This is a genomic window from Candidatus Eisenbacteria bacterium (assembly GCA_016930695.1).
In the GTDB taxonomy this organism is placed as follows: domain Bacteria; phylum Orphanbacterota; class Orphanbacteria; order Orphanbacterales; family Orphanbacteraceae; genus JAFGGD01.
This window is the reverse complement of sequence record JAFGGD010000012.1, coordinates 1-19560: the sequence shown is the minus strand read 5'-3', so window position 1 is coordinate 19560 and position 19560 is coordinate 1. Positions and strand designations below refer to the sequence as shown.

The following is a 19560-nucleotide window of genomic DNA, read 5'->3' as shown; positions in this document are numbered from 1 at the left end:
CCGGGAAAATCGCTCCCGGCCGTTTCTCTTATATGGTAGCGGGGAGAGGATTTGAACCTCTGACCTTTGGGTTATGAGCCCAACGAGCTACCAGACTGCTCCACCCCGCGTCATGAACACCCGGGTAACGTTAACGCCCGCTCCGGATCCTGTCAAGGGGTCGGGGCAACTTCTTTTCCCCCTTCCTCCTCTTCGAGATCCGATGCGTGATCGGCCTCGGAACGCTCCGCCTCCCGGAGGATGCCCTCCCGCTCCGCCTCGTCGAGAGGGAGAAAGACGTAGGTCCGCTCCCCTTCCCGTTGCAGGTGGAATTGCTCCCGGGCGATCCTCTCGATCGCCTCCGGATCTTCGCGGATCCGGTCCGAGAGGGTGCGCAGGCTGTCCGTCTCGGCGCGGGTCCGCTCGATCGCCGCCTGGAGCCGGCCGTTCTCTCTCTTGAGCCGCACCGTCCGGATCAGGCTGTGCTCCGAGAGGAGGAAGGTGTACGCCACCCAGAGGCCGATCAACACGGCCGCGAGACGGAGGAACCGGCGGCGGGCGAAGGTCGCCCGCAGATCGATGCGGAGGAAGCAGAGCCGCTCCGGAGAGCGCCTGGGCGTCATCGTGTCTCGGCCTCCCGGGGAACGCCGAACCGGCGGATCCCCCCGCGGTTTCTTCCGTTAGCGGACCCTCGGAAACGCCGTGAGACCGGCGTAACGGGCCGCCGTGTCCAACTCCTCCTCGATCCGGAGGAGCTGGTTGTATTTGGCGATCCTGTCGGTTCGCGAGAGAGAACCGGTTTTGATCTGCCCGGCGTGGGTCGCCACCGCCAGATCGGCGATGGTGGAGTCCTCCGTTTCGCCGCTCCGATGCGAGACCACCGACGTGTAACCGGCGCGGCTCGCCGTCTCCATCGCGTCCAGTGTCTCCGTGAGCGTTCCGATCTGGTTCAGCTTGATCAGGATCGAGTTGGCGCAACCGCTCTCGATTCCACGCCGGAGCCGCTCCACGTTGGTCACGAAGAGATCGTCGCCGACGATCTGGATTTGGTCGCCGAGTCGCTCCGTCATCAGCTTCCAGCCATCCCAGTCGTCCTCGGCGAGGCCGTCCTCGATGGAGAGGATCGGGTAGCGGTCGACCAGGCCGGCCCAGTAGTCCACCATCCCCGCCGCGTCCCGTTCCGGGTCTTTCTCGGCGGCGAGAATGTACTTCCCGTTTTTATAGAACTCGCTCGCCGCCGGGTCGAGGGCGAACCAGACGTCCTCGCCGGGGCGGTAACCGGCGCTTTCGATCGCCTGGAGAATCACGCGGAGCGCGTCCTCGTTCGATTTCAGGTCCGGCGCGAACCCCCCCTCGTCGCCGACGGAGGTGTTCAGGCCTTTCCCTTTGAGCACCTTCTTCAGGTGGTGAAAGATCTCCGCGGCGACCCGGAGCGCTTCCCGGAACGTGGGCGCGCCGGCGGGGACGATCATGAATTCCTGGATATCCACGTTGTTGTCGGCGTGGGAGCCGCCGTTCAAGACGTTCATCATCGGCGTCGGCAGGAGGCGGGCCCGCGCGCCGCCCAGGTAGCGATAGAGAGGGAGGCCGACGGCGTCCGCCGCCGCGCGCGCCGCCGCCAGCGAGGCGCCCAGGACGGCGTTGGCGCCCAGGTTCGCCTTGTTGGGCGTTCCGTCCAACTCGATCAACACTTGATCGATTAACTGTTGGTCGAGGGCGTCCATGTCGAGCAGCTCGGGGCCGATGATCTCGTTCACGTTCGCCACCGCCCGGGTGACGCCCTTGCCGAGGTATCGCTTCGGGTCGCCGTCGCGGAGCTCCACCGCCTCGTGTTCCCCGGTGGAAGCCCCGGAGGGGACCATCGCGCGGCCGAAGCCGCCCGAATCGAGCACGCATTCCACCTCCAGGGTGGGGTTGCCCCGCGAGTCCAGGATCTCTCGCGCGTGGAGATCCGCGATCAGTGTCATCGCTATGCTCCCTCCGCCGGCCCGGAGAGGCCGGCCGGTCCGAGTTGAGTCGTGTGAAGTCGCGCGCGGAGGGACCGCGCCGTCCGAGACGTTTCGTACGCTAACCCCCTCTTCAGGGACCGGTCAAGACCTTTCGGGACGTCGCCTTCCTTGACGGCCGTGCCGCCTTTTCCCTACATTCAGTTCTCCGGTCGACTCCCGGAGATGGGCCGGAGAGGAACGAGCGCCCACCGGCGTTCGGTCGATACCGCCCACCTCCCGCGCGGCGGGGACGGGGAGCGAGATGGAGAGCAAGCCGGACGACAAATCGTTGGTCGCGCGTGCGCGGGCCGGCGACGAGGAGTGCTTCCGCATCCTGATCCGGCGCTATCAGAGGGACGTCTTTCGGCTCTGCTATCGGATCCTGCGGAACAACGAGGACGCCGAGGACGCATCCCAGGACGTGTTCATCCGGTTGCACCGCTCGCTCGGCCAGTACGACCCGAGTCACTTGTTCCGGAGCTGGCTGCTCCGGATCACCCATAACCTGTGCATCGATCACCTGCGCCGGCGACGCATGACCACGGTGTCATTGGACGAACCGATCCGGCGGGGGGACGGCGAGATCGAGTGGGATCTGCCCGATCCGGACGCGATGGACCCGCTGGACGCGACCGCACTCGGTCAGGAGAGGGAGATGTTGGAGGAGGCGATCGCGCGGCTCGGGCCGACGCTCCGATCGGCGATCACGCTCAGGCACGTGCATGGCCTCCGCTACGAGGAGATCGCCGAGACGCTCGACGTGCCTCTCGGCACCGTGAAGGTCCGGATCTTCCGGGCACGCGCGGCGCTAGCCGAGATGCTGGGCGAGCGCTTGGGGAGGGAGAGAAAATGACCCGAACGGCCCGCGGGATCTTGTCGGCGGTGATGCCGCTCTGCGCGGTTCTTCTCGTCGCGGCCGCGCCCGCCGGGGCGCGGGACGGGACGGAGCGGGGGAGTGAATGGAGCGCCAGCCACCCCTTCCGGGAAGGGGCCCTTCTCCGCGTGGAGAACCGCCGCGGCTCGGTGCTGGTCACCGGCGTTCCCGGCGCGGACGCCGTCGAGGTGCGCGCCCGAAAATGGATGGAAGGGGGGGCGCCCGAGGACAGCGCCCGCGTTTTCGCTCTTATGGAGATCCGCATCGAGCCGGACGATCACGGCGGGCTTTCCGTCGGGGCTTTCGTCCCCGACCCGATTTACTCCGCCGGCGATTCCTGGTGGGATCGCCTCCGCAGCCGCCGCGACCCGGTGCGCGCCCGAGTGGACCTGGAGATCCTCGCGCCCGCCCGTTGCGAGACGGAGATTCGCACGGTGAGCGGCGACGCGGCCGCCCGCGCCTTGGAGGGTCCCCTCAGGATCGAAACGGAGCGTGGGGACCTGCTGGTCGAGGAAGTGCTCGGACCGGTGCGGGTGGTGGGGCGCCACGCGAACGTGACCGTTTCGGAGATCCGCGGAGACCTGGATGTGCGGGTCACCACCGGCGAGGTGGAGGCCCGGCGGGTGGGTGGGGCGCTCCACGCCCGCAGCTCGAGCGGTGATCTGTACCTTTACGACATCCTCGGCGACGCGGACGTGGAGGGGAGGGCGGGGGACGTTCTGGTGGAGGAGTGCGCCGGCCGTCTCCGTGTGGACGCGGAGAGCGGCGACGTGGAGGCGATCCGTCCGTCCGGCGACGTGGAGATCCGGACCGGTTTGGGGGACGTCTGGGTGCGGGTGGAGCCGGGGAAGTCGCTCCGTTACCACCTCGAATCGGAGGGGGGCAATCTGGACCTCGCCGTCCCCGGCGACTGGAGCGCTCGCATCGACGCGGAGACGCGGACCGGGGCGATTCAATGCTTCTTACCAATTGAATTAAAAAGAGTTAGCCGTTCCAGGTTGCAGGGAACGGCCGGCAACGGCGACTCGGACGCCCGACTTTTCGCTCCGGGAGGGGAGATCCGGATCTCCCGCGTCGATTAAAGGAGAGGAGTCAGGAAACTCCGGAAGGGGTGGTTTCGTAGTGTGGTGCAGGAGAGAGAGGTGGACCGGTGAATAGGAACGGACACATCGACGAGAAGAGAATCCAGGAGATCCTGGAGGAGGCGGGCGCCGAGGCGGAAGAACTCCGGCACCTGGAAGGTTGCCCCGCCTGCCGGGAGCGGCTCGAAACGTTCCGCTCCCTCTTCGTCCTGTTGGACGACGCATCGCTCCCCGAGCCTCCCCCCCATCTGGAGGGGGTGGTTTGCGCGCGTCTCTTCCCGGCCCGTTCCTCCGTCGTCCGCCGTTTCCGCCGGCCGATTCCGGCCTGGGCCTGGGCCGCGGCGTCCATCGTTTTGATGGCCGGATCGGCTTTCCTCTACCGGACCGTGCAGGTGGCGCAGCTGATGGGCGACAATCTTCTGCGTTGGGCGCTTTCCGGCGACCCCGGAGTGATCCGCCTCGTTCTCAGAGGCTTCACCGCTCTCCTACCCGGCCTTTCCCGCGCCGTGGACCTGCTGAAGGAAGCGGCCGGGTACGCGAGCGTGATGAGCCGCACCGTCTCATTGGCGGCGCAAACGACGGAGGTGCGCACCTTGCTCCTCGCCTCGGCGGGATTGCTGGTGCTCGTGGCATTGGGATGGGGGACGCGATTCCTCCTCGCCCACAACAAGGGAGGACATCATGGTCTGCTCTGCGTCTGATCGGAACGTTCTCCGGTCGATTCTCGCGACGCTGGGCCTGCTTCTCCTCTTCTGGGCCGTTCCGGCGATCGGCCAGGAGGCCGCCGGTACGGTCCCGGACGGCGACGCGGGGGCGGACACGCTCCTCGCCGGGGAGGAAGAGCGCGGCGAAGAGATGGACACAGTGATCCAGTTCCGCACGCGCGGAGACCGGGTCCGGGTGGAGATGGAAAACTCCACAGCGGACATGGTGCGGATCGGCCGAAGCATGGTCGTCCCCGAGGACCTGATCGTGGAAGGGGACGCGGTGGTGATCGGCGGGAACCTGGACGTCTACGGCAAGGTGCGCGGCGACGCGGTGGTGGTGGGCGGCGTGCTCACCCTGCATCCCACCGCGCGGATCACCGGCGACGCGGTGGTGACCGCCGGCAGCCTGGATAAGATGGAGGGCGCGCGCGTCCAAGGCCAGCAGGTCAACGTGGGCTACGGACTCGAGCGACTCTTCCCCTGGGGGCTGCACAAACACTCTTTCAGTCCGACCCAACGGGCGGCCCGTGTGTTCGGGAAATGGCTCGCTTGGCTCGTTCTCTTCTTCTTGTTCACGCTGATCTTCGTCGACCTGTTCTCGCGGGCGACGGAGAGGATCGCGGAGAGGGTGCAACAGGATTATTTCCGGTCCGGCCTGGCCGGAGTCCTCGGGATCGTGCTCACGCCGGTCGCATTCCTGGTGCTCGCGATCAGCATCATCGGGCTTTTGCTCGTGCCCGTGCTGGTCGTCGTCCTCATGGTGGCGTCGATCTGGTCGATGGTGGCCGTCTCCCTGGTCGTGGGAAGGAACATGGGCGTCAAGATCTTCCCGTCCGTGTCCCACCCGCGGTGGCTCACCATGATCGGCTTCATCCTTCTCGGGGCGCTCAACCTGGTCGGCAAGCTCCTGGTCGGCATCGGCGGGCCGCTGAACTATCTCGGCTGGTCCGTGCTGATCGCCGGGAATGTGATCCTGGCCCTCGCCTTCCTGATCGGGTTCGGAGCGGTTCTGATGAGCCGCTTCGGTCGCCGGGGCTCGGCGAACGGCGAAATCGACGGAACGCCGATCGAGACGGATCGGCCGGTCCTTCCGGAAGGCGTGGTCGAGTAGGCGGTTTCGACGAAAATAAAAACGAGGGGGGGCGAGAGCCTCCCCTTTTTTAAGTTTACGTAGAAAGTTTTACGCCGCCGCGATCCGGAACCCGGAGGCGGCTACTCGAGCGCCTCGGGGCGGAAGGTGATGCTCCGGGCTTCGATCCGGTCCTCTCCGAACCCGGCCAGGCTGGCGGCGAAACCGAAGAGCCTCTCCGGCACGGCGCCGAGGAAGGTGCCGTCCCCCTCCTGTTCCCCTTCGACGGGGATCTTTCCCTCCAGCCACGCTTCGATCTCCCGGATCTGGCGAAGTTCGACGGGGCGGACCTCGGCCCGGACGGAGAAGTAGTGGGGTTCGCGCCTCCGGAGCCGCCGGACGGGGAGGATCCGGAGGCGTTCGCGCCGGAGCAGGTCCGCTGTGAGGCTGGCGAGATCGGGGTAGGTGCGCGGCTCGCGCCCGGGCGCGCCGGCGCGGTACACCTTCTCCCACAGGTCGAATTCGATCCGGTAGGTGAGATAGCGGGTTTCCTCGAGATGGTCGAACCAGGAAGCACGTGCTCGCCAAAGCTCCACCTCGAAGATGAGCGTCGCCGGAAGCCCCCCGTCGAGGGTTTCGATCACTTTAGGCGAAAACCCTCCGGTCAGTTCGAAGTCCAGCTCGAGCCACCCTTCGGCGACGCGGATCTGGGAGAAGACGATGTTGCCTTCCGCGCGGGCGGCGGTGGGGGCGAGGAGAAGGAGAAAAAGGGCGAGGATGAGCGGGGGCCGGACCGGTCGAAGACGGAGAAAGGGAAGGGGCAAAACGGATCTCCCGATCGTCTCGGCCGAAGTCGCCGCTCCCCTCCGCCGGCCGGAGCCGGTCAGAAGGTGCGCGCGAACCGGAAAGTGACCACGATTTCCTCGTCCGCCCCCTCGTTCAGGCGGCGGGCGAAGTCGACCCGGACGTCGCCGTCGTCGTTCTGCACGCCCACGCCCATGTCCGATTCCAGGTCGAAGGTCTCCCGCTCCGGGGTGCGCCAGGCGTCTCCCAGATCGGCGAAGAACACGCACTCCAGATCGGCGAAGATCGGCGCCCGGTATTCCACGTTGGCGAGCAAGAAGCGGTTCCCCACCAGCTCCTTGAAGGCGTGGGCACGCATCGTCCCCACGCCGCCCAGATAGAACCGCTCCTGCAGCGGCGCCGTCCCCTGGATGGCCCCGCCCATGATCCGGAAGTCGACCCGGAGCATCGGCGACAGCTTGTGGTAATGGCGCAGGTCCAGCACGCCCCGCCAGTAGTCGAAATCCCCGTCCAGCTCCCAGCCGGAGTAGTCTCCCGAGAGACGGAGCAGGGAACCCTTGGTCGGTTCGTCCTGGTAGTTTCGGCTGTCGTAGGCGTAGCGTCCTTCGATCCGACAGGCGAGGCCGGCCGTGCCGGCGCTGTCGCTGAAAAGGTTCTCACGGAACTTTTTCGCGCCGCCGAAAAGGGACCAATCGGTCTGTTTCGACACCGGTTCGGTTTCGTTCTCCCGGTAGCCGCCCGAGAGGACGTGGTTTCCGAATCGCTCCTCCAGAAAGACGGTCCAGCCGCGCCCCCAGACGTAATCGTAGAAGTCTTCCCGCACCAGGAGAGCGGCGGCGAGGTTTTCCCGTGAGGAGACGGTCCACTGCTCCGGGATCTGGATCCGGTCGTAGCCGGAGGCGCCGAAGGAGAGGCCGGGCACGCCGATCGGCACGGGGAGCCGGAGGCCGGTCTCCCAGGTCCATCGCTCGATCGCGAAAGAATATCCCTGGGTCCACTGCAGGTCCGCCTGATGAAACACGCCGCGGCGGAGGCCGAGGGTGTAGGAAAGGTTCGCCCCCTCCACGCGGTTGTAGCGGGCGCCGCCGCCGAAGGTGACGGCGTTTTGCGCCACCTCCTCGATGTACCAGTACGCCTCCCGGTCGCTCACTTCCAATGTAAAGAGATTGTGCCGGATCCCGGTGAGGCGCTGCTCGCGTTCCGGCTCCAGGAACCAGTGATCGTCTCCCTCGAGCCTGTAGAGGACGCGGAACTGGTACGTGCCGCGGGGGAGAAGGGTCTCGTAGGTCCAGGCGCTCCCCTCGCGGCGCATGCGGCCCCTCCGGGCGTTCCAGTCGTTGAAGGAGCCTTCGATCACCACCTCCTCCGCACCGTCCTGGAAGAAACGGAAGAGGATTCCCTCCTCGATACGGTCCACGGCGATTCCCCGGCGGCGCGTCTCCTCCCCCGGGCGCGGCAGCGGAAGGATCTCCTCGTCGCCGGCGCGGATCACCATCTCGAGGCCGTTTTCGGAATGGATCACGATCTCACCGTTGCGCGTCTCCCAGTTCCCCTCCCGGAGGAGCGCGGCCTGTTCGTCGGTGAGACGGTACGTGTGCTCGCCGATCCGCAGAAGGATCACGTCCTCCCGGATCTGCAGCTCGTCCACCTGCGGCGCGATCGCTCCGGCAGCGAGAAGGGGGAGAAGAGCGGAGAGGAGAGCCGTTCCGATCAGTTGACGTTTCATAGGACATCCCTCGCTTTCCCGGTCTTCTCTCGGAAAAAGCAAGGGGCGTGCCGGATCTCGCCCGGAATTCGGATCGGGTAACCCATTGAATAAATAGGGGTTGTCTTCGGGATGCCCGGCGAGGTCGCCGCGAGGTGTGTATATGGGACACGTCGTGGACGTCGGGGCGACACCGGGCTACGCCTCCTTCGCGCGGATTCCGTACCGTTTCATTTTCCGGTGCAGGTTGGCCCGGTCGGTCCGCAACTCCCGGGCGGTTTCCGCCACGTTCCCTTCGTTCCGGCGGAGCGCCTCGGTCAGAATCCGCATCTCGAACAGCTCCACCCTTTCCCGGAGTGTGGAGCTGTCGTCGTCGCCGCCGGGAGCGGAAGCGGGATGAAGGACGCGCTCCACCTCTTCGGCGGTGATCTCGGGGCCGCCGCCCATGATCAATAATCGTTCGACGAGGTTCTTCAGCTCCCGCACGTTCCCCGGCCAGCGGTAGCCGAGCAGGGAGTCCATCGCACCGGTGGAGAAGCGGAGGGGCCGGCGGCCGTTCTCCTCGGCGAAGTGCCGGATGAAACGGTCCACCAGGACCGGGATGTCTTCCGCGCGTTCCCGCAGGGGGGGAACGGTGATGGGAATCACGGCGAGACGGAAGAAGAGATCCTCTCGAAAACGTTTCGCCTCGATCTCGCCGCGGAGGTTTTTGTTGGTGGCGGAGACCACCCGCACGTCGAAGGGGATGGCGCGTCGGCCCCCGACCCGTTCCAGCTCGCGCGCCTCGAGAACGCGGAGCAGCTTGGCCTGCGTCTCCAGGCTCATGTCGCCCACTTCGTCGAGCAGAAGGGTGCCGCCGTCGGCCGCCTCGATCTTGCCGATCCTCTGCTCCGTGGCGCCGGTGAAGGAGCCCTTCTCGTGCCCGAAGAGTTCGCTCTCGATCAGGTCCTTGGGGATGGCGGCGCAGTTCACCTTGATGAAGGGCCGGTCGCGCCTGGGACTCTCCGCGTGGATCGCCCGGGCCACCAATTCCTTGCCGGTCCCGTTCTCGCCGTAGATCAGGACGCGGCTTCGGGAGGGGGCGGCCAGTCCGATCTCCTCGCGGAGCGCCGCCATGGTCGGATGGTCGCCGATCATCTCGCCCGGCCCGAGGGCGCGGGACCGGAGGTCCCTGTTTTCCTCCTGCAGGCCGCGGATCTCGAGCGCGTTCCGCACCGTAATCAGAAGGCGTTCCGGGTCGAGCGGTTTTTCGATGAAGTCGAAGGCGCCGAGCCGGGTCGCCCGCACCGCCGAATCGATGGTGGCGTGTCCGGAGAGAACGACCACCGGGAAGGAGGCGTCTCCCTCGCGCAGTGTTTGGAGGAAGGCGATCCCGTCGACGCCGGGGAGGCGGACGTCCAGGAGGAGCAGGTCCGGCGGAGCGGCGTCGATCCTCTCGCTCCCCTCCTCGGCGGAGGGAAAGTCCTCCACCCGGTATCCCTCGTCCTCGAGAAGCCCGGTCAGGGAGCGGCGGATGTTGGTTTCGTCGTCGATGACGTAGATCGTTCCCGGGGGCACGGCGCTCTCCTTTCCGTCCGCGTCCATTGTAGGGAGGGAGAGGGAGGAGCGCAAGGAGGGTGGTGGGGGGCGCGGCGCCGGTCACGACGGGGAGGGACGGTCTGTCTCAGCGGGCCGCGGGGAGGAGGATCCGGAAAACCGTTCCCCGGGGTCGATTCGGCTCCACGTCGATTTCGCCGCCGTGGTCGAGCACGATCCTCTCCACCAGGGCGAGGCCGAGGCCGGTCCCTTCCCGCTTGGTGGTGAAGTAGGGGGCGAAGACCCGGCCCAGGCGATCCGGCGGGATGCCGGGTCCGTCATCGGCGACGCGGACCGCCACGCGGTCCCCTTCGGCCCGGGCGTCGAGGAGAAGGGTCCCCTTTCCCCCCGTCGCTTCCACCGCGTTCTTCACCAGATTGGAGAAGACCCTGCGGAGCAACTCCGCGTCCCCCAGCGCGGGAGGAGTGCCCGGATCGATCCGCACACGCACGTCGAGACCCGTCCCTTCGGTATAGAGACCGGCCACGGCGGCGAGCAATTCATATATATCGAAAGGTTCCATGCTCGGCTCCGGAAGACGGGAGAACTGAGAAAACTCCTCGGCGAGCGCCTTGAGGTTCTCCACCTCCTCCAGGATCGGCCGGAGGCAATCCTCCCAAACGCGGCGCTCCTCCCCGTCCATGCGGGCGGCGCGCCGCTCCAACCGGTGAAGCGACAGGGTGATCGGCGTGAGCGCGTTCTTGATCTCGTGAGCGATCCGCCGCGCCGCCTCGGCCCAGGTGGCGACCCGCTCCGCGCGGAGCAGCCGCTCCCGCCCCGTCTTCAGATCCGCCGTCATTTGGTTGAAGGCGTCCACGAGGGTCCCCAGCTCGTCGCTCGTGGTGCGCGGGACGATCACGTCCAGTTCCCCCTCGCTCACCCGGCGGGTCCCGTCGACCAGAGAGCGGACCGGCCGGCCGAGGGATCGGGCGAGCCAGCGGCCGACGAAGAGCGCCGACACGGCGGCGGCGAGGAGGATCGACGCGGTGAGGATCGCGATCTTCGCCTTGGCGTATCGCTCGTAGAGGCGGAGCTGCGTGTAGTAGTGGAATCCCTCGCGCACGGCGCGCAGGCTGACCTCCCGATCCTCTTCCGAGTCCCGCTCCGAATCGTCGGCGAGGCGGAGCGCCTCCTCCATCGCCCGCTCCACTCCGGGGTTCTGCCAAAGATCGATGGTGCGGTCGATGCGGTCTTTCAGAAGACCGATCAGGACGAGCGTCGGCGCCAGCGTGAAAAAGAGAAAGGCGACGAAGAGTTTTCTCTCGAAGGTGAAGCGACTGCGGGAGCGATAGCTCTGTTTCCTCATCGCGCGTTCCTCTCTTCCGGCGGAGCGGTGCGGAGGCGGAGCTGTCCGCAGGCGGCGTCGATCCCCGAGCCGGCGCTCCGGCGCACCGTGGCGACCAGACGAGGCGCCAGGATCCGCAGAAAGGACTCGATCCTCGACTCCGTCGGGCCGCGCCAGGGAAGGGAGGGGACCGGGTTGAAGGGGATCAGGTTCACCTTGCAGCGGATCGGGGCGAGGCGGCGCGCCAGCTCCCGGGCGTGTTCGTCTCCGTCGTTCACCCCCGCCAGAAGGACGTACTCGAAGGTGACCGGCGCGCCGCTTTGCCGGGCGAAACGGTCCGCCGCCGCCAGCAGCGCCTCGATCGGCCAGCGTTCCGCGATCGGCATGAGCCGCCGGCGGATTTCGTCGTTCGAGGCGTTCAACGAGACGGCGAGTCGCAACCCCAGCTCCTCCGCGGCGAGGCGGTCGATGAGAGGAACCAGGCCGGCGGTGGAGAGCGTGATCCGTCGCGGCGGGATCGCCGCCCCCTCGGGGTGGACGAGGAGTCTCACGCTGCGAACCGTGTTTCTGTAGTTCGCCAGAGGCTCTCCCATCCCCATGTACACCACACGGCGGACCGGTTCCTCCTGAACAAGGAGCTGGCCGGCGATCTCCCCCGCCGTGAGGGAGCGCCGGAAACCGCCCCGGGCGGTGGCGCAGAAGGCGCAGCCGTAGCGGCAGCCGGCCTGGGAGGAGACGCAGAGGGTCGCCCCGTCTTCTCCGGCGATTCGCACCGCTTCCACCGCCGCGCCGTCCTGGAGGAGGAAGAGGTCCTTCACCGCGCCGTCCGGCCCCGGCCCGACGCGCTCCGTCCGGCGGGGAAGGTCGATGCGGAATCGCGCCTCCAGCGCTTCCCGAAGCGGGAGGGGGAGCACGGTCATCTCCCGGAAGGAACGTGCGCGGTGCCGGTGAATCCAGCGGAAGATCTGCGTTCCCCTGTAGGGGGGCTCGTCGAGGGCACTTAGGAGCGCGCCGATCTCTTCCGGCGTCGATCCGACCAGGTCGGTTTTCCGCGCTTCCTCCATGGGCGCCTCCGGTCCGAGGCTACCACAAAGCGGGGGGGCGGGCGAGCGGACAGGCGTGGAAACGCTGAAGTTCCGGGGCCGATCGGTCGATCCGTCGGATAGCCGGGCCACCGCGTCCGGCGGGGAGAGCAATATGACGATCGGTTGGATCGAGAAGATAAGGAGGCATGCCGCCGTCGCGACCGGCGATTTCGGCCGCATGTTCCGGGACGTGAAGATCCCGCCTCTCCCGGCGGCGGCGGTCCGCCTCGTCGGCGAGATGAACAAGCCCGAGCCGGATCCCAAGCAACTGGTCCGGATCCTCTCCGGATCGCCCGAACTCGCCGCCCGAGTGTTGCAAACGGTGAACTCCTCCTACTTCTCCCTCGGTCATCGCGTGACCACGCTTCCCCACGCGATCTCCCTTCTGGGGATGCGCCAGATCCGGTCCATCGCCCTCTCCTACACGATGGTGAGCGGCGTCCCGCGGCCGAAGGACGACGGCCTTTTCGACCACGAGGCGTTTTGGATCGACTCTCTGATCCGCACCTTGATCGCCCGTTCCCTCGCCCGCCGGCAGGGCCTGCACGACGAGGAGGAAGCGTTCACCGCCATGCTCCTGGCCGACGTGGCGCTCCCGGTGCTGCTCGTCGCCTGGAGGGAGTATTACGCCCCGATCGTGGAGCGTTGGGCGGAGAGCGACGAGCGTCTCTCCCGGATCGAACGGGAGAATCTGCGCTGGGATCACGCCCAGGCGGGCGCCTGGATCCTCCGTTCCTGGGGATTTCCGGAGGAAATCGTCTGTTTCGTGGGCGCCCATAATCTCTCCGCGGAGGAACTCGCCGAGGCGGAGTTGGAGAACACCATCGCGCTCCCCATGTCGGTGGCGAGTCTCGCGCCGAGCGTGCTCCGCCGGAACGAGGAGAGGGTGTCTCTTTTCGCCGCCGAAACCAGGAGGCGTTTCGGGATCGACGACGATGGGTTCCGGGGCTTGATCGACGAAACCCGAACCGGGCTCGACGAGATCCGCTCTCTTTTCGGTTTGGGCGACCGGGGAGTGGGAGAGACGCTCGACGCGATCGCCGCCGCCGGTGCCGCTGATGCGGGAGGGACGGCGTGACTCGCGCCCCTTCCGGTCCTCCGGCCCCGCAGGGAACTCCCCTCTTCCGGCTCGTCGCGCTCGGCAGCCGGATGCGTTTCGGCTACCGCGTTCGGAGCGCCGGGAACCGCGGGACCGCGATCCTCCTTTTCACGTTTCTCTCCGCCGCCACGGCCCTGGCGATCATCACACTGGCCGCGTACCGGACCCGCTTCCCTCTCCTCTTCCCGCCCCTCGGTCCGTCGGCGTTCATCCTTTTCTACGCGCCTCTCTCGGCGAGCGCCTCTCCGCGGAGCGTGGTCCTCGCCCACGGCCTCTCCCTGTTTTCCGGTCTCGCGGCGCTCGCCGTCGTCGGCGCGCTCCGACCGGAGGCGGGGCTCCATAATCCTTTGGTTATGAACGGTTCGCGCGTGGCGGCGATCGCCCTCGCCATGGGCGCGGCCGCCGCGGGGATGATCGTCCTTCGCGCCGCGCACCCGCCCGCCGCGGCGACGGCCCTCCTCGCCGCCATGGGCTTCATGAACGAACCGGTCAAATCGATCGGGCTCCTCGCCGCCGTGCTCCTGCTCGTGGCCCAGGCCTTCCTCTTCAATCGGGTTCTCGGCGGCCTCCCCTATCCGATCTGGCGCGCCGACCCGGAGACGATCCGCGGCGGGGGCGTGCTGGCCGGCATTCCGGAGGAGGGGACCAATTTCTGGAGCCGCCGCGCCGACCGGATCTTCCGGTCCCGCCGCCCCTGACCCCGCGAAAACTCTTGCCCCGGCGCTTGTTCGGCCTGTTCGTTTTCCTCGAGTCGTGTTAAAGTGAAAACATCAATCATGCAGGCGCCCTTCCCCGCCCGGAGGCCGAACATGAACACTCCCGACCGCCGCAAGAGTTTCCGTTTCCCGATCCTCGCCGCGCTGATCCTCCTTCTCGCCCCGTTTCTCGCGGGATGCGACGACTCCGGCGGCGGTCCCTCCGGAGGAGACGCTTCGTGGTCCACCCTCCATTCCGGACTGGATCGCAACCTCGCGCCGGACGCCACCACCGAGGAACTGCGGTCGCTGGTGGAGGGGAACCACGGCTTTACGCTCGCGCTTCTTCAGTCTTTCGACGCGGGCGGAAACCTGCTCTTCTCCCCCTACAGCATCCGGAGCGCTTTCGCCATGACCTGGGCGGGCGCCCGCGGGGAGACGGAGACGGAGATGACGTCCGCGCTCCTCTATGACCCGGACCAGGAGCGGACCCACAACGCCTTCAACGAGATCGGGCTGATTCTGGACGGCCGCGCCCTTCCCGCCTCGGGGGGGGAGGACCCGGTGGAGCTGCACGTCGCCAACGCGTTCTGGGGACAGACCGGGTACGACTATCTCGAAGACTATCTAGATGTTTTAGCCGTGAATTACGGAGCCGGCGTGGAGCTGCTCGACCTGAACGGGGCGAAGGAATCGGCCCGCGACGTGATCAACGATTGGGTGTCGGACCACACCGCTTCCCGCATCGAGGAACTGATTCCCGAAGGATTCGGAACGGATCTGCCTCTCGTGGCGGTTCTCACCAACGCGCTCTACTTCAAGGCGCCCTGGGCCAAACCTTTCGAGGACGATCTCACCGCCGACGGCGTTTTTCATCTCGAGGGGGGCGGCGGCGATGTCGTCGCGCCGATGATGCGCCGGGAAGAGACCTTCGGGTGGTACGCGGACGACCGGTGCCGGGCGGTGGAACTCGCCTATCGGGGGGGCGGCCTCTCGATGGTGCTGATCCTCCCCGAGGAGGGGACTCTGGACGCCTTTGTCTCGAGTCTCGACGGAGACCGCCTCGGCGAGATCCTGGACGGAATCGACTCCGCGTTCGTCTCCGTCACGCTCCCCCGTTTCTCCTTCGAGTCTTCCTTCGAACTGAAGGAAACGTTGATCGGTCTCGGCATGAGCGATCCCTTCGCGCCGGGCGCCGATTTCAGCGGCATGATGGCCGGACGGGACATTTGGATCGACGAGGCGTATCACAAGACGTTCATCGCCGTGGACGAGAAGGGGACCGAGGCGGCGGCCGCGACGGCGGTGGTCCTCGTCGAGCGGGGAGGCGCGGAGAACGTCTTCACCGCCGACCATCCTTTCCTTTTCCTCATCCGGGATCGGGAGACCGGCCTGATCCTCTTCTGCGGGCGGGTGATCGATCCGGCCGCCTAGACGGAATTCCTTGCGGATCAACTCGTTTCCGGCCGGCGCCCCGCGCCCCGCGCCGGATAGGGGACGGTTGACACCCTCCCCCGCCTGTCCCCATACTAGGACGGTCTCGAACAGGAGCGATCATTCGATGAGCGGAGAGATGCGCGAGCTGTTCCGTGCACTGGGGGATCCGATCCGCTATCGGATCGTGGAGATCCTCCGTGAGAAGCCGTGCTATGTCTCCGAGCTGGTGGAGCGGACGGGCGCCGCGCAGCCGAACGTGTCGCGGCATCTCCAGGTGCTCCGCAAAAGCGGACTCCTCCGGGCGAACCGCGAAGGGAAGTGGATTCGCTACGCCCTCGAGCCGGAGGCGCTCCGGGCGATCGGCCGTTGGTCCGCCTTCCCCGCCCCCCCCGAGTCCGGGCCGCGCGGCCGGGAACGGGGCTTCCGAGTCGAGGGCCGCCGCGACCGGGACGCGGATCTCTTCTTCAACCGGTGAGGCGATCAGTCATGGCGAACGGCACGAGCGATCACATCCTGGTCGTGGACGACGAGAAAGGGATTCAGACCTCCCTCCGCCGCATTCTCGAGTACGAGGGTTACGAGGTGTCGACGGCGTCGAACGGCGAGCAGGCCCTCGACTCGATCCGGGCCGGCGTCCCCTCGCTCGTCCTTTTAGACATCAAGATGCCCGGCATGGACGGGATCGAGGTGCTCGGCGAGGCGATGCGGATCCGCCGCGAGCTGGTGGTGATCATGATCAGCGGCCACGGCACGGTCGGCACCGCCGTGGAGGCGACCAAACTGGGCGCCTACGACTTTCTCGAAAAGCCTCTCGACCGGGACCGCCTCCTCCTCACCGTGCGGAACGCCCTCGAACAGAGACGCCTCTCCATGGAGAACCTGATCTACCGGGAGGCGATGGAGGAAAAATATCGGATCGTCGGCGAGAGCGCCGCGATTCAGTCGATCCTCCGCACCATCGAAAAGGTGGGCCCCACGAACGGCCGCGTGCTGATCACCGGCGCCAACGGAACCGGGAAGGAACTGGTGGCGCGGGCGCTCCACAACGCCTCTCCCCGCGCCCGCAGGCCCTTCGTGGAGGTGAACTGCGCCGCCATACCGGAGGAGTTGATCGAGAGCGAACTCTTCGGGCACGAGAAGGGCTCGTTCACAGGCGCCACCTCGATGCGGATCGGCAAGTTCGAACTCGCCAACGGCGGCACACTCTTCCTGGACGAGATCGGCGATATGTCCCTGTCGGCGCAGTCCAAGGTGCTCCGTGTTTTGGAGACCGGCGAGGTGACCCGCGTCGGCGGCAGCCGCACCAAGACGGTGGACGTGCGGGTGCTTTCGGCGACCAACAAGGACATCATCCGTGAGGTGCGGGAGGGACGCTTTCGCGAGGACCTCTACTATCGCCTGAACGTGGTGCCGATCCAGGTCCCCTCGTTGGCGGAGAGGCGGGAGGACATCCCCATCCTGGTCCGCTATTTCCTGGAGCGCTACTCGGCCGAGAACGGAATCCGCCCGCAGGCGATCGACGACGCCGTCCTCGATCGTCTCGCCCGGGAGCGGGAGTGGCCGGGGAACGTGCGGGAGCTCAGGAACACGATCGAGAGAATGATCATCCTTTCCGAGGAGGAGAGGATCTCCGTGGAGGACATCCCGCCCCTCGGGGAGCGGGGGATCGCCGACCCCGCCGCCGCCCTGGCGGAGGGAGCCACCTTCCAGGATTTCAAGGAGCAGGCGGAGAAGAGCTTTCTGCTCGAGCGCCTGGATGCGAACAACTGGAGCGTCAGCCGGACCGCTCGCGATCTGGGGATGCAGCGTTCCAACATCTACAAGAAGATCGAGAAGTACGGCCTTCGGCGACCCTCTCCGGGTGGGGACGATCGACGCACCGGGTGAGGTGATTCGACACACCCCGCGACCCTCAGGATCGCGCCGCTCCTCTCTCCCCCGCAAGGACCATTTTTCGTTAATCTGATGTTTAATAGTAGGTTAGGGTCGATTCTCCGGCCAGGAACGCCCGGCTCTTCTCCGTCTCATGGAGTGGCACGTGCTTTGCGTTCTACCGGGATTAACCCGCATCGGGAGGTGTCTAGATGAGAAAGACGGCTGGGTATGGAGCGATCGCGGCCGCTTTGCTGGCGCTGATCGCCTTCGCGGGGTGCGACGACGACAATGTGACCGAGGTCGTACACGTTTACCACACCGTTCCGCCCGTACCGGTCGGTGTGTTCACCGTGACCGGAGACCGATCGGTGCAGGTCTACTGGGAGCCGGCGCGCGGCGTGGGGGACGTAACCTACGGCGTGTATCGGAGTACGGAGCCGCTCGGCGACTACTATCTGGTCGGAACGGTGGTGGGCGCCGAGAACACCTATTTCTTCGACAACGACGTGGAGCTGGAAAACGGCGTCACCTACTTCTATGCCGTGGACGCCTCCAATCAGTACGGCGAAAGCGATCTCTCCTATGAGGAGGTGGCGGACACCCCGCGGCCGCAGGGGGTGGGGTTGCGACTCTACTGGGACGGCTACGACCCGGAGAGCGCGGGACTCGATTTCTCGGAGATCCAGCGCGGCGGCGACGCCGGCGACATGGTCGTCGCCTGGGACGACGATCTCTGCGATGTCTACCTGATCGTCGTGGACGATCTTTTCCGGCTCGTGCCGGCCTTCGTGGAGGAGGAAGGGGAGACGTACCCGAACGACATCCAGGATTTCGGGTACACCTATGACTTCGACGAGATCAGTTTCGCCCCCCTGGAGGGGTGGTCCCTCGATCCCTACGGCGTGGAGCTGATCGAAGGGCACACCTATGTGATCTGGACCTGGGACGACCATTTCGCCAAGCTGCGGGTCGTCTCTATCGGAGAGAACCATGTTGTTCTCGAGTGGGCTTACCAAATCAGCAATGACGACATTGAAAGAAGACAACTCGCGCCGAACTTCGACCGGCTCTTCCGCAAATCTTGACGGAAAGGGCTCGGAATGCGCGGTCTGGGTTTCGCGTTTCTGGTTCTGGCGGTGGCCGGTCCAAGCGCCCTCGGCGCGGATGGGACGGTCCCAGCCGGTCTGGAAACCGAACATCTGGTAGTCGTGCGTTCCTCGGACGGGGACCTCGGCGGGGACGCCTCGATCGGGTGTTCCCCGCGTGAAGGGGAGGGGGCGGTTCGCGCTCGGCGCCCCGCTTCGAATCCCCCTTCGATTTCCCGAATGGAAAGCGACCGGCCCCGCGAATCGTGTTCCCTTTTTTTGCGCCCGTCGGACAAAAAGATGGAACCCCGGAGGGGTCTGGGGAGTAGAGAGAGTTGGAACCTCCGGACGCGCCGCGGGACCCGGCGGCCGGCGTTCGAATGCGACGGATGATCGGATGATGTAGGGTCACGGGACGGAGAATCGTCCCCGCGAGAGTCTGCAGTTCCCGAAAGCTCTGCCCTCCTGCAGAGAGCTTGCGACCCCGGGAAACGGGTTCGCGAATGGCGCCGGCGATGAAGGTGTTGAAAAGGGGCAACACTGGATTCGCCGGTGTCTTTTTTTCCCGGCGATTCGGGGTGGGGCCTACTGCGGCGACGCGGCGCGGGCTGCGAAGCCGCTTTTCCTTCGGCCGCTTCCTCAGCGTAGCTCAGGCTACGCTTCCGGGAGCGGCCTTGTCCAAAACGTCTTCTCGCCTCACGCCGCGACACCTCGTTACGGACCCACCCCGAACCGCCGGGAAAGAACCCCAGGGAAAGAACCGCCGGAAAAGAGGAAGGCCCGCATCGGCTTCGCCGCCCCCGGTTTTCCTTCGGGGCATGGTGTGGGGAGAGGGTGGGGGTGAGGGTGCCTTTCCTTCCCCCGCCGGCTCTCCCTTCGGGGCACGGTGTGGGAAGGAGGACGGACGGGTAATCCCTCTCGGAATCCGGGGCGTGCCGCCCCCTGGGTGGGTTCATGATCGCCACGGAGTTTCCACAAGGGTGCGACCTCGCGCGGCCGCTTCTCACGCACCTCGAGAGGTGGGGGTCCCCGTCCCGCCCCTTCTCCTCGAAGGATCACGCCGTCCGTCCGGGGAGGAGGCGGAGAGGATAGCGGGTGAGGGTCAGGGTGCCTTTCCATCCCCCACCAGTCTCCCTTCGGGGCACGGTCCGGATGCTTCCGCATCCTCCCTCTTCTCGCTCGCCGACCCACCTCCGCCCGCCCCGATAAGCTCGAC

At 66.6% G+C, this 19560-nt stretch carries 17 protein-coding genes and 1 tRNA gene; 10 read left to right on the top strand and 8 right to left on the bottom strand.

The features are described 5' to 3' along the window. Positions 1–33: 33 nt before the first annotated feature. The 3 genes from JW958_01720 to eno form a co-directional block, all read right to left on the bottom strand. Positions 34–110, bottom strand: a tRNA-Met gene (locus JW958_01720). A 42-nt stretch (positions 111–152) separates the two neighbouring features. Beyond that, a complete protein-coding gene (locus tag JW958_01715) occupies positions 153–602 on the bottom strand; it encodes a septum formation initiator family protein (protein ID MBN1824952.1) in 450 nt (149 codons plus the stop codon). Positions 603–659: 57 nt separating this feature from the next. Further along, positions 660–1946, bottom strand: coding sequence for a phosphopyruvate hydratase (gene eno / locus JW958_01710; protein MBN1824951.1), 1287 nt, complete (start codon positions 1944–1946; stop codon positions 660–662). A gap of 283 nt (positions 1947–2229) precedes the next feature. On the opposite strand from eno, the gene JW958_01705 reads away from it, so the two are divergent. From JW958_01705 to JW958_01690, 4 genes are all read left to right on the top strand, one after another. After that, complete coding sequence (locus JW958_01705; protein ID MBN1824950.1) at positions 2230–2820, top strand: sigma-70 family RNA polymerase sigma factor; 591 nt, start codon at positions 2230–2232, stop codon at positions 2818–2820. Beyond that, positions 2817–3923, top strand: a complete 1107-nt coding sequence (locus JW958_01700; protein MBN1824949.1) for a DUF4097 family beta strand repeat protein — start codon at positions 2817–2819, stop codon at positions 3921–3923. The genes JW958_01705 and JW958_01700 overlap by 4 nt, the downstream gene beginning before the upstream one ends. A 68-nt stretch (positions 3924–3991) precedes the next feature. Beyond that, entirely contained in the window at positions 3992–4624 is a 633-nt protein-coding gene (locus JW958_01695; protein ID MBN1824948.1) for a hypothetical protein, read from the top strand. Then, positions 4605–5741 carry a polymer-forming cytoskeletal protein gene (locus JW958_01690; GenBank protein ID MBN1824947.1) on the top strand — a complete coding sequence of 379 codons (1137 nt, stop codon included), beginning with the start codon at positions 4605–4607 and terminating at the stop codon, positions 5739–5741. Before JW958_01695 ends, JW958_01690 begins: the two co-directional genes overlap by 20 nt. 101 nt (positions 5742–5842) lie before the next feature. Here the strand turns inward: JW958_01690 and JW958_01685 are convergent, their stop codons facing one another. The 5 genes from JW958_01685 to rlmN form a co-directional block, all read right to left on the bottom strand. Next, complete coding sequence (locus JW958_01685; GenBank protein MBN1824946.1) at positions 5843–6523, bottom strand: DUF4390 domain-containing protein; 681 nt, start codon at positions 6521–6523, stop codon at positions 5843–5845. Positions 6524–6582: 59 nt separating this feature from the next. Next, positions 6583–8229 (bottom strand): BamA/TamA family outer membrane protein, encoded by a 1647-nt coding sequence (locus tag JW958_01680; GenBank protein MBN1824945.1) that lies wholly within the window; start codon positions 8227–8229, stop codon positions 6583–6585. 177 nt (positions 8230–8406) lie between these two features. Further along, positions 8407–9792 carry a sigma-54-dependent Fis family transcriptional regulator gene (locus JW958_01675; GenBank protein ID MBN1824944.1) on the bottom strand — a complete coding sequence of 462 codons (1386 nt, stop codon included), beginning with the start codon at positions 9790–9792 and terminating at the stop codon, positions 8407–8409. Between the two features lie 79 nt (positions 9793–9871). Next, a complete protein-coding gene (locus tag JW958_01670; protein MBN1824943.1) occupies positions 9872–11089 on the bottom strand; it encodes a HAMP domain-containing protein in 1218 nt (405 codons plus the stop codon). After that, positions 11086–12132: a 23S rRNA (adenine(2503)-C(2))-methyltransferase RlmN gene (gene rlmN, locus JW958_01665; GenBank protein ID MBN1824942.1), complete on the bottom strand. Its 1047-nt coding sequence runs from the start codon at positions 12130–12132 to the stop codon at positions 11086–11088. Before rlmN ends, JW958_01670 begins: the two co-directional genes overlap by 4 nt. 133 nt (positions 12133–12265) lie before the next feature. Between rlmN and JW958_01660 the strand changes: the two genes are divergently transcribed. From JW958_01660 to JW958_01635, 6 genes are all read left to right on the top strand, one after another. Then, a complete protein-coding gene (locus tag JW958_01660) occupies positions 12266–13231 on the top strand; it encodes an HDOD domain-containing protein (GenBank protein ID MBN1824941.1) in 966 nt (321 codons plus the stop codon). Continuing rightward, positions 13228–13950, top strand: a complete 723-nt coding sequence (locus JW958_01655; GenBank protein MBN1824940.1) for an HPP family protein — start codon at positions 13228–13230, stop codon at positions 13948–13950. The genes JW958_01660 and JW958_01655 overlap by 4 nt, the downstream gene beginning before the upstream one ends. 111 nt (positions 13951–14061) lie before the next feature. Continuing rightward, complete coding sequence (locus JW958_01650) at positions 14062–15381, top strand: serpin family protein (protein MBN1824939.1); 1320 nt, start codon at positions 14062–14064, stop codon at positions 15379–15381. Between the two features lie 127 nt (positions 15382–15508). Continuing rightward, on the top strand, positions 15509–15859 hold the full coding sequence (locus JW958_01645; protein ID MBN1824938.1) for a winged helix-turn-helix transcriptional regulator: 351 nt from the start codon (positions 15509–15511) through the stop codon (positions 15857–15859). 11 nt (positions 15860–15870) lie between these two features. Next, positions 15871–17271 carry a sigma-54-dependent Fis family transcriptional regulator gene (locus JW958_01640; GenBank protein ID MBN1824937.1) on the top strand — a complete coding sequence of 467 codons (1401 nt, stop codon included), beginning with the start codon at positions 15871–15873 and terminating at the stop codon, positions 17269–17271. Positions 17272–17468: 197 nt separating this feature from the next. After that, the gene (locus tag JW958_01635; GenBank protein MBN1824936.1) at positions 17469–18344 is read left to right on the top strand and encodes a fibronectin type III domain-containing protein; all 876 of its coding nucleotides are present in this window, start codon (positions 17469–17471) and stop codon (positions 18342–18344) included. The last annotated feature ends 1216 nt before the right edge of the window (positions 18345–19560 follow it).